The 13,590-nt window shown below is 52.0% G+C and carries 15 protein-coding genes and 1 other annotated feature (1 of these 16 running past the window's edge); all 15 genes read left to right on the top strand.

All coding sequences use genetic code 11. The features are described from left to right. The first annotated feature begins 84 nt into the window (after positions 1–84). The 15 genes from murB (at position 85) to AC6RNO_RS13520 (ending at position 13,481) form a co-directional block, all read left to right on the top strand. Positions 85–990 (top strand): UDP-N-acetylmuramate dehydrogenase, encoded by a 906-nt coding sequence (gene murB, locus AC6RNO_RS13450; RefSeq protein ID WP_474684433.1) that lies wholly within the window; start codon positions 85–87, stop codon positions 988–990. 15 nt (positions 991–1,005) lie between these two features. Beyond that, on the top strand, positions 1,006–2,274 hold the full coding sequence (gene murA, locus AC6RNO_RS13455; protein WP_474684432.1) for a UDP-N-acetylglucosamine 1-carboxyvinyltransferase: 1,269 nt from the start codon (positions 1,006–1,008) through the stop codon (positions 2,272–2,274). A 239-nt stretch (positions 2,275–2,513) separates the two neighbouring features. Further along, positions 2,514–3,452 (top strand): FtsQ-type POTRA domain-containing protein, encoded by a 939-nt coding sequence (locus tag AC6RNO_RS13460; protein ID WP_497105804.1) that lies wholly within the window; start codon positions 2,514–2,516, stop codon positions 3,450–3,452. A gap of 261 nt (positions 3,453–3,713) precedes the next feature. Further along, on the top strand, positions 3,714–4,976 hold the full coding sequence (gene ftsA, locus AC6RNO_RS13465) for a cell division protein FtsA (RefSeq protein WP_474684431.1): 1,263 nt from the start codon (positions 3,714–3,716) through the stop codon (positions 4,974–4,976). Between the two features lie 39 nt (positions 4,977–5,015). Beyond that, positions 5,016–6,134: a cell division protein FtsZ gene (gene ftsZ / locus AC6RNO_RS13470; protein ID WP_474684430.1), complete on the top strand. Its 1,119-nt coding sequence runs from the start codon at positions 5,016–5,018 to the stop codon at positions 6,132–6,134. A gap of 241 nt (positions 6,135–6,375) precedes the next feature. Then, a complete protein-coding gene (spoIIGA, locus tag AC6RNO_RS13475; RefSeq protein ID WP_497105742.1) occupies positions 6,376–7,296 on the top strand; it encodes a sigma-E processing peptidase SpoIIGA in 921 nt (306 codons plus the stop codon). Between the two features lie 172 nt (positions 7,297–7,468). After that, a complete protein-coding gene (sigE, locus tag AC6RNO_RS13480) occupies positions 7,469–8,191 on the top strand; it encodes an RNA polymerase sporulation sigma factor SigE (RefSeq protein WP_474684428.1) in 723 nt (240 codons plus the stop codon). A gap of 195 nt (positions 8,192–8,386) precedes the next feature. Continuing rightward, positions 8,387–9,169, top strand: coding sequence for an RNA polymerase sporulation sigma factor SigG (gene sigG / locus AC6RNO_RS13485; RefSeq protein ID WP_474684427.1), 783 nt, complete (start codon positions 8,387–8,389; stop codon positions 9,167–9,169). A 132-nt stretch (positions 9,170–9,301) separates the two neighbouring features. Then, on the top strand, positions 9,302–9,601 hold the full coding sequence (locus AC6RNO_RS13490; protein WP_488435453.1) for a YlmC/YmxH family sporulation protein: 300 nt from the start codon (positions 9,302–9,304) through the stop codon (positions 9,599–9,601). A gap of 113 nt (positions 9,602–9,714) precedes the next feature. After that, a complete protein-coding gene (gene pgeF, locus AC6RNO_RS13495; RefSeq protein ID WP_497105743.1) occupies positions 9,715–10,584 on the top strand; it encodes a peptidoglycan editing factor PgeF in 870 nt (289 codons plus the stop codon). Between the two features lie 26 nt (positions 10,585–10,610). Then, complete coding sequence (locus AC6RNO_RS13500; protein WP_474684424.1) at positions 10,611–11,315, top strand: YggS family pyridoxal phosphate-dependent enzyme; 705 nt, start codon at positions 10,611–10,613, stop codon at positions 11,313–11,315. Between the two features lie 17 nt (positions 11,316–11,332). Beyond that, positions 11,333–11,755 (top strand): cell division protein SepF, encoded by a 423-nt coding sequence (locus AC6RNO_RS13505; RefSeq protein WP_474684423.1) that lies wholly within the window; start codon positions 11,333–11,335, stop codon positions 11,753–11,755. A 32-nt stretch (positions 11,756–11,787) separates the two neighbouring features. Beyond that, positions 11,788–12,063, top strand: a complete 276-nt coding sequence (locus AC6RNO_RS13510; RefSeq protein ID WP_488435451.1) for a YggT family protein — start codon at positions 11,788–11,790, stop codon at positions 12,061–12,063. A gap of 2 nt (positions 12,064–12,065) precedes the next feature. After that, positions 12,066–12,848 carry a YlmH family RNA-binding protein gene (locus AC6RNO_RS13515; RefSeq protein WP_488435450.1) on the top strand — a complete coding sequence of 261 codons (783 nt, stop codon included), beginning with the start codon at positions 12,066–12,068 and terminating at the stop codon, positions 12,846–12,848. A gap of 156 nt (positions 12,849–13,004) precedes the next feature. After that, a complete protein-coding gene (locus AC6RNO_RS13520; protein WP_474684420.1) occupies positions 13,005–13,481 on the top strand; it encodes a DivIVA domain-containing protein in 477 nt (158 codons plus the stop codon). Between the two features lie 58 nt (positions 13,482–13,539). Beyond that, positions 13,540–13,590: a binding site (T-box leader), on the top strand (it continues 198 nt past the right edge of the window).

Genomic DNA, 13,590 nt, shown 5'->3' on the forward strand with positions numbered 1-13,590 from the left:
CGCTCCGGAAACCGGCCATTTTCGGCCCGCTTGTATATTTGGAATCTTACAATTCCGCCCTGCGTTCTGTGAAGGAGGTTTCCCATGCAGCAGTTAATTTCGGCTTTGCAAGCAGCAGGCATTCATGACATTCGAACGAATGAACGTTTGGCCCCCTATACGACTTGGAAAATAGGAGGACCTGCCGACGTGCTGGTCATTCCCCGCAGTATCGATCAGATTGCCGCCGCCATACGGACCTTGCACGACAGCGGCATCCCGTGGACGGTCATCGGACGCGGTTCGAATCTGCTGGTGAGGGATAAAGGCATCAGAGGGGTCGTCATCAAGCTGGGCAGCGAGCTGGAAACGCTCCGTTTCGAGGGCGTTACCGCATACGCCGGCGCCTCGTATTCGTTCATCAAGCTATCGATTCTGGCTGCCAAAGAAGGGTTAACCGGGCTTGAGTTCGCGGGAGGAATTCCCGGCACTGTGGGAGGCGCCGTCTATATGAATGCAGGGGCCCATGGATCTGATGTGTCACGCATACTCAAGAAGGCTGATGTGATTCTGGATACAGGGGAATTGGTAACGATGCAGGCGGAGGATTTGCAGTATGCGTATCGGCATTCGATTCTGCATACGCTGCCCGGCATCGTAACGGAAGCTGTCTTCGAGCTGCAGGCCGGAGACCGCAAGGAGATTGCCGGCGCCATGGCGGCGTACCGGGATCGCCGGCTTCGCACTCAACCGCTTCAATTGGCTTGCGCAGGCAGTGTTTTCCGCAATCCGCCAGGGGGCTTTGCGGCCAAACTGATCGAAGAGGCCGGCCTGAAAGGCAAGAGGGTCGGCGGAGCGGAAGTGTCCGCTCTGCATGCCAATTTCATTGTCAATACCGGGAACGCAACAGCCGAGGATGTTCTCGCCCTTATACAGGAGGTGCAGCGGGACGTACTGAACAAGTACGGAGTATCGCTTGTGCCGGAAGTTTTGGTGGTGGGCGAGAGGTAAATCGGAGGTGGAACTTTGGAGAAGCTCGTTATCGAAGGTGGAAAACCTCTCTCGGGAGCCATCCAGATACACGGCGCTAAAAACGCCGCATTACCTATCTTAGCAGCCTGCATCTTAGCTAGCGGTACTCATACGTTGACGAATGTTCCCAATTTGCTGGATATCGATACGATGCTGCGGATTCTCCGCGCCCTGGGTTGCCGGGCCGAGCAGCAGGACGATACCGTAACCGTTCTTACATCCACAGCTCATTCCTCCCATATCCCTGAAGAATTGATGGGGCAAATGCGCTCCTCCATCTTTTTGATGGGTCCGCTACTAGCCAGATTCGGCAGCGTGACCGTGTACCAGCCCGGAGGCTGCGCCATCGGCGAACGCAAGATCGACTTGCATCTGAAAGGTCTGCAAGCGCTTGGAGCCCGAATTGAAGAGTCCGCCAACAAAATCGTATGCACCGCCGGCTCGCTGCAGGGAAGCGAGATCGTTCTTGACTTCCCGAGCGTAGGCGCCACGGAAAATATTATGATGGCTGCCGTGCTGGCCGAAGGCACTACAACGATTTACAATGCGGCCAGAGAACCGGAAATCCAGGATTTGCAAAATTTTCTGAACACGATGGGCGCCGATATTATCGGGGCGGGCACCGACACGATTACGATTCGCGGAGTCAAGACGCTTGAGCCCTGCACGTACCGCATTATCCCGGACCGCATCGTGGCCGGCACGTTTCTGGTCGCTGCGGCCGCTACAAGGGGAAGCGTCACCCTGGAAAGGGTGAACCCCGCCCATCTGACCTCCGCGATTCACGTCCTGAAGCGCGCAGGTATCCAAATCGCAATTGACGGTGATATAATACATGTGAGCTGTCCTGCGAGGCCGAAAGCCGTAGAACGGATCGTCACCTCGCCGTATCCCGCATTTCCGACCGACCTGCAATCCCAGGTCATGGTTTTGCTCTCTTTGGGCGACGGACTCAGCGTCATGAAAGAAACGATTTTTGAAGGCAGATTCAAGCACGTAGACGAACTGTCCCGCATGGGGGCGGATATACGTGTCGATCTGAGCTCGGCCTTTATCCGAGGCGTTCCGAGGCTTTACGGAGCGACGGTCGAGGCCACGGATTTGCGCGCCGGCGCCGCTCTTGTCATTGCCGGTCTGGCTGCGCACGGCACGACGATCGTTGAGCAAATTCATCATATTGATAGAGGTTATGATAGAATTGAGGTTATGCTGACCAGATTGGGTGCCTCCGTGCACCGCCAATCCCCGGTTCCGAGCGAGTAAGCACGTCCAGGCTCTGGCTGCTCCCTTCCTGCCCGCAGGAGGGGGCGGACGGTTTGCTGCGGCCGGCTGCTCGCGTACCGGTGCGGCGCATATCTCCATACTGCAAAAACGAGCCAGCTGCAGTTTGCGTTACTGGCCGATTCAACTGCTCTCCATTCCGCTAACGCGTTTGTCCGGGGGCGGAAATCTTTGGCGCTTTCTATCAAGGAGAAGGAGAGGGCGGTAATTAATAATAGGTGGTGCCCATCTTGCCCGAAGACCGCAAAGTACCCGCCATACCCAATCCGAAGCCGCGCTCGCGTTCGAACCGGAAGCTGCTGGGCTTCTTGTTCTTTTTTTTCATCACCGTGCTGGTGATCCTCTTTTTCCAATCTTCCTTAAGCCGAATCAGCGAAATACAAATCGAAGGCAATGAGCTGATTTCCGCCGATGCGATCGGACAAGCCGCCCAGGTTGCCGCCGGCGATCATTTTTTTGCCGTCAGCTCGGGGGCGATTGAAAGCCGCGTAGCGAAGCTGCCCATCGTCAAGGCGGTCGAGGTTACGAAGCATTTTCCCGGCGTTATTCACATTCAGGTGCAGGAGCATCCCAAAGTAGCGTTCCAAATCGCAACCGACGGCCGCAAGCAGGCTGTGCTCGCCGACGGTGCTGTCGTTGCTTTGGCCGACGGCAATTTTCCGCTGGACAAGCCGATTCTGACGGGATGGTCGGACTCCGATCCGAACAAAATCGCGCTTTGCAAAGCGCTCGGCAGCATTCCCGCCGCTTCCCTGTCCGACATTTCGGAAATCAAACCGGACCCTTCAGATTCATACCCGGATAAGATCAAGCTGTATACCCGGTCCCAGTTCGAGGTGTATACGACGATCGCCTACTTGCCCGCGAAAATTGACAAACTGCCGGCTTATATAGCAAGCTTAGGAGAAGATCATATTACGAATGGCATTATTAAAATGTTCGAGGTCGACAATCACGCTCCGTTCGATCCTTCCGACTCGTCCCCAAAAGACGCTGCCGGCCAGGACGGGGCAAAATCGGGAAGCAATGCGGATTCCGCTGCGGATTCGAAAAAGGATGTGAAAAAAGATGCGGATAAGTCTGACGCCAAATCCGTTCCCAAAAATACGCCCAAACCGAGTCCCAAACCGACGACGAAAGATACGGCCCGGCCATCGTGACAAAAAAACGCAAATAGACTACTCAATCCATTGAAATAATGTTAAAATTAGTTTTATGGTTACTTTTTTCAATATTCTTTCAAACTAGCAACTTTTCGTGGAAACGATTGCCAATGCGTAAGCGATAATGCAATTTGAGACTTGAACTTGCAGCAAAAAAAGCGTAAAAAAAAGAGGGAATATGGCTACGGTGTGGAATAAGTACAAATGCACGCGTGAAGAACGCTCATTATTACCCAAGTTACAGGAGGTGCCAAGGGATTGAGCAACAATGACATCATTGTTAGTTTGGACATCGGTACATCCAAGGTTCGTGCTATTATTGGGGAAGTCGTGAACGGAACCATTAATATAATAGGTGTGGGATCTGCCGATTCGGAAGGTATTCGTAAAGGCGCTATCGTCGACATCGATCAAACCGTCAACTCGATTCGCAGTGCGGTAGATCATGCCGAGCGCATGGTAGGTGTACAAATATCCGAAGTTTATGTTGGAATTTCCGGCAACCATATCGCTCTTCAATCGAGCCATGGCGTCGTCGCCGTTTCGAATGAGGACCGGGAGATCGGAGATGAAGACATTGATCGGGTCATTCAGGCAGCCAGAGTTATCGCACTACCTCCCGAGCGTGAAATCATTGGAGTCGTACCCAAGCAGTATTTAGTCGATGGGCAGGAGGGAATTAATGATCCCCGCGGTATGATCGGAGTCCGGTTGGAAGTGGAAGCGACGATCATTACCGGAGCGAAGACCGGGATACATAATTTGCTTCGCGTCGTTGAAAAATCCGAATTAAAAGTGGCCGGTCTCATTTTGATGTCGCTGGCTTCCGGTCAGCTCGCTTTATCCAAAGACGAGAAAGCGATCGGAACCGTGCTTGTAGACGTCGGAGCGGGATCGACGACGATCGCCGTTTTCGAACAAGGAAATTTGCTTGCGACTTCCACGATTCCGATCGGCGGCGAATTTATTAGCAACGACATTGCCATCGGGCTTCGAACGCAGCTGGAAATTGCCGAGAAAATCAAGTTGAAATACGGCTGCGCGTCCATAGACGATTCTGCGCCGGATCAACTATTCAAAGTTGCGAGAATCGGAAGCAACATCGAAAAAGAATTTTCACAGGTCGATCTCGCGAATATTATTGAGCCTCGCGTACAAGAAATTTTCCATCTCATTCGCGCGGAAGTGCATCGTTTGGGTTACGGCGAGTTGACCGGCGGGTACGTGCTGACCGGCGGAACCGTTTGTATGCCGGGCATGCTTGCCGTCGCGCAAGCCGAACTAGCAACATCCGTACGCATTGCCGTTCCCGATTTTATCGGCGTGCGGGATCCTTCCTTTACAAGCGGTGTTGGCATTATTCAATTCGTTTCCAAATATATGAGAACTCGCAGCACGGGCGGCTCAGGCTTCGCCAAGAAAATTGCCGCCAAGGCTCCGAGCAAAAAATCCTCCGGCACCACAACGACAAAACCCGGTTGGATGGAACGGGTAAAAAATTTTTTCAGCGAGTTTATTTAGCTTTGGCAGTGAAAGTATAGTTAGGAGGATATGGCTCACATGTTTGAATTTGATCTGGATATGGACCAGTTGGCTCAAATAAAAGTAATTGGAGTAGGCGGCGGCGGCAGCAACGCCGTGAACCGCATGATTGAGGGCGGCGTAAGAGGCGTCGAATTCATCACGGTAAATACGGATGCGCAAGCGCTCCATCATGCGCAGGCGGAGATTAAACTGCAAATCGGGGACAAGCTTACAAGAGGTCTCGGAGCGGGCGCCAATCCGGAAGTCGGCAAGAAAGCGGCTGAAGAGTCGAGAGAGATGATTTTAAACTCGCTGCGCGGCGCCGACATGGTGTTCGTTACAGCGGGAATGGGCGGCGGCACCGGAACGGGAGCCGCTCCGGTCATCGCCGAAATTGCCAAAGAAGTCGGTGCTTTGACCGTAGGCGTCGTTACGCGCCCGTTCACTTTTGAAGGTCGTAAGCGCTCTATGCAGGCCGAACAAGGGATTGCCGCTCTGAAAGAGAAAGTCGACACGTTAATTATTATCCCTAACGACAGGCTGCTTGAAATCGTAGACAAGAAGACTCCTATGCTTGAAGCGTTTCGTCAGGCTGACAACGTGCTTCGTCAAGGGGTACAGGGCATTTCCGACTTGATTGCGGTGCCGGGATTAATTAACTTGGACTTTGCAGACGTCAAGACGATTATGACCGAGCGCGGATCGGCCCTGATGGGCATCGGCGTGGCGACCGGCGAGAACCGCGCTGCCGAAGCAGCCAAAAAAGCGATTTCCAGCCCCTTGCTGGAAACTTCGATCGAAGGCGCTCGCGGCGTTCTGATGAATATTACCGGCGGCACAAGCCTGAGCTTGTATGAAGTCAACGAAGCTGCCGATATCGTCGCTTCCGCTTCCGACATCGAAGTGAACATGATTTTCGGTGCGGTTATTGACGAGCGGTACAAGGACGAAATTCTGGTAACGGTTATCGCCACAGGCTTCGATCATAAAGTTGTGCAGCCTCAACCGCAGGTCAAACGTCCTTCCGCAGGCCAATCCGAACCTGCCGGCGACAATCGTTTGAACAATCTGAGACCTTTCGGCACGCAGACTTCGAACGACCAGTTGGACATCCCGACATTCCTCCGCAATCGCGGGCGGAATACCGACAAATAAATACACATTGCTCACATAGTAACCGAAGCCCCGCCACATTGGGGCTTCGGTTTTTTGCCGTTTCCGGGCCGTTTGAGCGCCTTCGGCAAGCCGCAGCAACTGACAAAAAAAGTTGCGTCCGACTGGCAAGTTTAGACAGACTTTGAAATATGATTACTATATACTGGTCTGGAGCCTAAATAATAAGTTTTCGTCAGAAAACTTGCTCCGCAAGCGTCTTCCTTGGGGAGGTGAGCAAATCGTGGTCGTATATGCGGATCTCATATTCCTGCTGAACTTTCTGATGGACGCGGCTATGCTCGCAGTGACGGCGAAGACCCGGAAAATAAAGTTCAAATGGTGGAGAATCGCGCTTTCGGCCAGTATCGGCGCTTCGTATGTCGTGTTAATGTTCGTTCCGGAGCTTTCCATCCTATATACATTTTCTGTGAAATGTATATTTTGTATCGGCATGATTATGACAGCTTTTGGATTCGGCAGCCTACAAAATTTTTTGCGAAACCTGGGAACGTTCCTGTTGGTTAACTTTTCTGTCGCCGGGGGCATATTCGGCATCCATTATGTGCTGTCGTCCTCGTCGGATGTAATGGACGGCCTTTTGTTTACCCATGCCGGGGGCGTGGCGTTCAAGCTGCAGATCGGCCTCGTATTCATCGTGATTGCAGCCGGCGTTATGTTCTGGTGGTTCAGAACCGTGTTTCTGAGCACTAAGCAGCGCGAGGAGTTAACGGCTTTTTTGGCGGAAGTAAGCATTTATGTGGATGATTTTACCGCTTCCTGCAGAGGTTTGATCGATACGGGCAACCAGCTCTACGATCCGTTGACGCGAACCCCTGTCATGGTCATGGAAGTGTCCGAGTGGGGGGAAGTGCTGCCGGAAGAATGGCTGCAGCGCATTCGTTCGGCTGACGTTGACCAAATCATCAGCGGCCTCGGGACGGAGGAATTTGCATGGCAGGACCGTTTGCGTCTTGTGCCTTACCGGGGCGTTAACCGCAATACGCAGTTTATGCTGGCCATCAAGCCCGATAAGGTGGTGATTACCTACAACGACAAGCAAATCGAGGCCTCCAAAGTGCTGATCGGTTTGGATGGAGGCAAGCTTTGCAGCGACGGATCGTATCAGGCGATCATACATCCCACCTTGGTTGCCACGGGATAACGCTTTCAATTGCCGTTCGACCGGGGAAAAAGAGCCCGGCACATGCTTACGAAGTCAGTTTTGCTAGTGCAAAACTCAGCCTATGCTTACGAAGTTAGTTTTCCTACGGAAAACTCAGCGAATGCTTACGAAGTCAGTTTTGCTTACGCAAAACTCTTAGGAGGAAACCAACATGCTCTTGAAGTGGAAATTGCTCTTGCAAATTTTTTATTACAAAATATTGATGAAGCTCGGGCTCAAAGGCGAGGAAATCTATTACATAGGCGGAAGCGAGGCTCTGCCGCCGCCGCTTACGAGAGAAGAAGAAGAATATTTATTGGAAAAATTACCATCGGGGGATGCGGCTATACGTGCTATGCTGATCGAGCGCAACCTGCGTTTGGTTGTCTATATAGCAAGAAAGTTTGAAAACACCGGCATCAACATTGAGGACCTGGTTTCCATTGGCGCGATAGGGCTTATCAAAGCGGTGAATACGTTCGATCCGGAGAAGAAGATCAAGCTGGCTACCTATGCTTCCCGCTGCATCGAGAATGAAATTTTGATGTACTTGCGCAGGAACAGCAAAATCCGCACCGAAGTTTCGTTCGACGAACCGCTGAATATCGATTGGGACGGCAACGAACTGCTGTTATCCGACGTGCTGGGGACGGAGAACGATACGATTTACCGCAACATCGAGGAGCAGGTGGACCGCAAGCTGCTGCATAAAGCGCTGGATAAGCTGACGGAACGCGAGCGCATTATTATGGAGCTGCGATTCGGCCTTCAGGACGGCGAGGAAAAAACGCAGAAAGATGTCGCCGATCTGCTCGGCATCTCCCAATCTTACATCTCCCGGCTGGAAAAACGAATTATTAAAAGGCTGCGCAAAGAATTTAATAAGATGGTTTAGCGAAGAGGGGCCGGCGCCTCTCTTTTTGCTTTGAAAAAATTTTTTCGCTTCCCGAATCGAAAATAATGCAGGACTATCGCGAGGGAGCAAGTTCAAACCCTTTTGTCAAGTGGGTCCGGGCGGGTTTTAAGGCGAATAAATCAATCGTTCGCGGGGATAATTAACATTAATGTTTCTCCTTGGGAGGTAATCACGGTGACCCGAAATAAAGTCGAGATATGTGGTGTTGATACCGCCAAACTGCCTGTTCTGACCAATGCAGAAATGCGGGAATTATTCGCTGAGCTGCAAACGAAACAGGAGCGGACTGCAAGAGAGAAATTAGTGAACGGGAACCTTAGACTGGTTCTCAGCGTGATTCAGCGATTTAACAATCGGGGAGAGTTTGTGGACGACCTTTTTCAGGTGGGGTGCATCGGTTTGATGAAGGCGATCGATAACTTCGATTTGGGCCAGAACGTCAAATTTTCCACGTATGCCGTGCCGATGATCATTGGCGAGATCCGCCGCTACCTGCGCGATAATAACCCGATCCGCGTTTCGCGGTCTTTGAGGGATATTGCCTATAAAGCTTTGCAGGTGAGAGACAGTCTGACGAATCAAAACTCGCGGGAGCCGACGATATACGAAATTTCCGAGGCGCTGAACGTTCCGAAAGAAGATGTCGTCTTCGCGCTAGACGCGATCCAAGACCCAGTCTCGCTGTTCGAGCCGATTTACCATGACGGAGGAGACCCAATCTACGTGATGGACCAAATCAGCGACGAGCGCAACAAGGATATGTCCTGGATCGAGGGCATTGCCTTGCGGGAAGCGATGCGGAAGCTGAACGACAGGGAAAAAATGATTTTGTCCATGCGTTTTTTCGAAGGGAAGACGCAAATGGAGGTGGCCGACGAAATCGGAATTTCGCAGGCGCAAGTTTCCAGGCTGGAGAAATCGGCCATTTCCCAGATGCAAAAACACGTCAAGACCTGAACCTTCATAAAGACCGAATCGGCTTAGACAGGCCGGTACGGTCTTTTTTTGATTGGCAGGACATTTTGCCCACACCCCACATATACTAGTACAAAGCCGGAAAAACTTCAGAAAATGCGAGGGTGTCGCCTCATGAAAATATCCGATTTTCAAACGAAGGACGTTATTAATATTGTCGACGGGAAAAAGCTGGGGCAAATCAGCGATTTGGAACTGGATTTGCGGCAGGGGCGCATCGAATCGATCGTCGTGCCGAACCAAAGCCGTTTTTTTGGCTTGTTCGGATCGGGTACCGATGTCATCATTCCGTGGAAACATATCGTGAAAATAGGAGCCGACGTCGTGCTGGTGAAGCTGGACGATACGCGGCCTTACCGGCAAAGTGACGAGAATGAGCAGATTTACGAGTACAATCAGCAATTTCGCGCTTGAAGTCAAGCACACGGGCAGGCAACCCCGGATAGGGCAAGCCGGACAAAGATCGTGTGTCTTTTCATTTTGTGCTAAAGTAGAGACAAAGATGCAATAAGGGAGAGGAACAGAGCGTGGAACCGTTTGTTAGTCGTGTTATAGAAGGAAAGCCGACGCTTTTTGCCCTGGAGAGCTGGATGCGGCAGTTTCCGGAGCTGACCGCCGGATTTACGTCGCGGCACGGAGGCGTAAGTGAAGCGCCCTACGGAACGCTGAACTGCGGGCTGCATGTCAATGATGCCGCAGAGCGGGTCGTTCAAAACCGCGAGCTCATCGCCGAAGCGCTAGGCCTGCCGTTCGCCCGCTTTACTTACGCCGAGCAGGTACACGGCTGCGAAGTGCAGCTCGTTGGAAGAGCCGATGCGGGCCGAGGGCGCTTGAGCCGGGAGGCGGCGATTCAAGCGCGGGACGCTTTCATTACGAATGAAGCGGGCATCGTCCTGTGCGCCCAATTTGCCGATTGCGTGCCGATTTATTTTTACGATCCCGTTCAGCGGGTGGCAGGGCTTGCGCATGCAGGCTGGAAAGGGACCGTGTTAAAAATTGCCATGGCTACGATAACCTCAATGACAAATACTTTTGGTAGCAAGCCGGAGCACATCCGGGCCGCCATAGGACCGTCGATCGGCGTTTGCTGCTACGAAGTGGACGATACCGTCGCGAGCCGGGTGAAGGAAGTTTTGCTGGAGATACATGCTTCCGCAGCGGCTGCCGAACCTATTCTTCAAGAACGGGCAAACGGGAAATACATGCTCGATCTGCAAGGTTTGAACCGAATTTTGATACTTCAAGCAGGAATTTTGTCGTCCCATATCGAAGTAACTCAGTTGTGTACGAGTTGCAGCACCGATATGTTCTTTTCCCATCGAAAAGAAGGCGGTTCTACGGGAAGAATGATCGCTTGGATCGGAATGACCGAACCGGACCGGCAAGATTTCGCGTGATGCATGGAAACGAGGTGGCAGAATAGATGAGTTTACGGGGACAGATTGACGCGGTGGAGGCCCGAATTGCCGCTGCCTGCGAGCGTTCCGGCCGCCGGCGGCAAGAGGTTATGCTTATAGCTGTTACGAAATACGTCTCGCTCGAGACGGCCAGAGCGGTGCTGGACGAAGGCGTCCTGCACATCGGGGAGAACCGCTGGCAGGATGTGAAGCCGAAGTGGGAGGCGCTGCACGATCGCGGCACCTGGCATTTTATCGGACATTTGCAGACGAACAAGGTAAAAGATATCATCGGGAAGTTTGCTTACATTCATTCGCTTGACCGCCTTTCTCTTGCCAAGGAGCTGGACAAGCAGGCGGCGGCGTCAGGGTTGCAGGTTCAATGCCTCATTCAGGTCAACGTATCCGGTGAGGAAACCAAGTACGGTTTGAGACCTGAGGAGCTTTTCGACTTTGCCGCCGAAGTGAACAACCTGAAACATATACATATAGCAGGCCTGATGACAATGGCGCCTTACGAGCTGGAAGCCGAGGCGACAAGACCTGTTTTTCGCGGATTGAGAGAGCTGCGGGATCGTTTGAACGGACAAGGCATACTGCCTTATGCAGTCGAGCACTTGTCCATGGGGATGTCCGGAGATTTCGAGGTGGCGATAGAGGAAGGGGCGACCATGGTGCGCCTGGGGACAGTTTTGGTCAAAGAATCGGGTGAAACCGTACAACCAATATAGAGAAGGAGGTATTCCTTATGGGTGTAATGAACCGCTTTATGAATTTTCTCGGGCTGCAGGAGGAGGAAGAAGTCGTCGAACGCGAACGGATTGTGGAGCAGCCGGAAGAACCTGAAACCAATCCATACGAGATTCGTAGTAAAAATAAGGCCAACGTCGTCAGCATTCATTCGCAAAAAAATGCCCGCGTTGTGCTCAGCGAACCGCGCACGTACGATGAAACGCAGGATATCGCCGACCATCTTCGTTCCCGAAGAGCGGTCATCGTCAATCTGCAGCGGGTTCGATCGGATCAAGCCGTCCGTATAGTGGATTTCCTGAGCGGAACGGTATATGCTTTAAATGGGTCTATTTCCAAACTGGGGCCGAATATCTTCTTGTGCACGCCCGATTCGGTCGATATTCATGGACATATCTCCGAGATGATGAGTGAGGAGTAGACGCATATCCTGACATTGAGGTGACTGCGCAAGTGCTTTACCAAATTGATGTGATTTTAGGTTACTTAGAGCAAATTTATTACTTCATGATTATCGGCTACATCCTTCTTTCCTGGTTTCCGAACGCAAGGGAAAGCTTTATCGGAGAGCTGCTGGGCAAGCTCGTCGAGCCGTATTTACGGCCGTTCCGTAAAATTATTCCTTCGATCGGGTTCATCGATCTTTCGCCGATCGTCGCCTTGCTCGCCCTGCACTTTGTCGTTCTGGGCATTCGAACCATTATTTCTTTTATAGTTGGAGCGTTTTAACCTTGCAAAAAGAACTTTATTCGCACTTTCACCCGGACGAACACCACTTTGTTGACAAAGCGTGGGATTGGGTGCAGCGGTCCGCCGAGCAGCATGCCGTAAAACGGACGGATTTTCTGGACCCCAGGCAGGCTTTTATTTTGAGCACGCTGGCGAACCGGCATCCCGATGTGCACTGCCGTCTGGATGGCGGTTACACCGGGGCCGAACGGAAGCGGGCGATCATTGCCCCCGATTACCGGCCCGTGGACGATGAGGATATGGGAATCGCGGTTTTGGCCGTTTCGTCCGGCGACGGCAAGTTTTTGACATTGGAACATGGAGATTACATGGGCGCCATTCTTGGACTCGGCATGAAGCGGGACAAGATTGGCGATATTCATGTTATAGAGGGAGGCTGCCACTGCCTGGTCGCAGAGGAGGCCGCCGATTACTTGCATCTGCACTTATCCCAGGTGCACCGCGTGCATGTCCAGACGGAGCTGCTTCCGCTGGATAAACTGCAGATCGCCTCAGTGCAGCTGGACGAACTGAATCTGTCCGTCGCTTCGATGCGCATGGATGGAATCGTCAGCGACGTATTCCGCTTGAGCCGCGCCAAGGTGCTGATTCCGATCCAGGCCGGCCGCTGCCGCGTCAACTGGAAGGTCGAGGAAGATCCGAGCAAACAGCTGAAGGAGGGCGATATGGTGTCCCTTCAAGGCTTCGGACGGTTTAAGGTGCTTGAAGTGGAAGGGATTACAAAAAAAGGCAGAATGCGTGTGAAGATCGGCAAGTATGCCTGAAATTGGACACGATATATGCGGATTTGCAGGAATTTCTTATTTTATGTCGAACTGAACATGCAGGATACTGATATCCGCCGTTGGGTGGAATCGGGATATACATACGAAGCTTTTTGTTGATTATTATTCTGCTATGTTTACAAAGGAGGTGCACCAATGCCACTAACGCCATTGGACATACATAACAAGGAATTTTCCCGTTCATTCCGCGGTTATGATGAGGATCAGGTCAACGAGTTCCTGGATCAGGTGATCAAGGATTATGAAGCGCTTATCCGTGAAAATAAAGATCTGCACAATCAGACGGTTGCGCTGCAGGAACGTCTTGACCATTTTGCCCATATCGAAGAAACGTTAAGCAAAACGATTATCGTAGCCCAGGAAGCAGCCGACGAACTGAAGAACAATTCGAAGAAAGAAGCGCAGCTGATTCTTAAAGAGGCGGAGAAGAACGCCGACCGCATTATTAACGAAGCATTGACGCGCTCGCGTAAGGTTGCATTGGAAATCGAAGAGCTGAAAAAGCAGGCTTCCATTTACCGCACGCGTTTTCGGACTTTGCTGGAAGCGCAGCTGGAGCTTCTCAATAACGAGGGCTGGAACAGCATGCAGATGGATCATAGCGAACCGTAAGGGCAGGTCGTATTGACTAAGCTTGGCGAATTCGTTATACTCCTGTTAAATGTATCGCAGCAAAGCGATGACTGGACCGAGTAGGACGTAACCGCAGTGCCAGCGAGTT

The organism is Paenibacillus sp. sgz302190 (genome assembly GCF_059820445.1).

What these genes read in the sequence shown, in the direction of transcription:
- AC6RNO_RS13520 (WP_474684420.1), top strand. Translation starts at nt 13,005, where the DNA reads ATGCCACTAACGCCATTGGACATACATAACAAGGAATTTTCCCGTTCA.
- murB (WP_474684433.1), top strand. Translation starts at nt 85, where the DNA reads ATGCAGCAGTTAATTTCGGCTTTGCAAGCAGCAGGCATTCATGACATT.
- ftsZ (WP_474684430.1), top strand. Translation starts at nt 5,016, where the DNA reads ATGTTTGAATTTGATCTGGATATGGACCAGTTGGCTCAAATAAAAGTA.
- AC6RNO_RS13505 (WP_474684423.1), top strand. Translation starts at nt 11,333, where the DNA reads ATGGGTGTAATGAACCGCTTTATGAATTTTCTCGGGCTGCAGGAGGAG.
- AC6RNO_RS13490 (WP_488435453.1), top strand. Translation starts at nt 9,302, where the DNA reads ATGAAAATATCCGATTTTCAAACGAAGGACGTTATTAATATTGTCGAC.
- sigE (WP_474684428.1), top strand. Translation starts at nt 7,469, where the DNA reads ATGCTCTTGAAGTGGAAATTGCTCTTGCAAATTTTTTATTACAAAATA.
- AC6RNO_RS13500 (WP_474684424.1), top strand. Translation starts at nt 10,611, where the DNA reads ATGAGTTTACGGGGACAGATTGACGCGGTGGAGGCCCGAATTGCCGCT.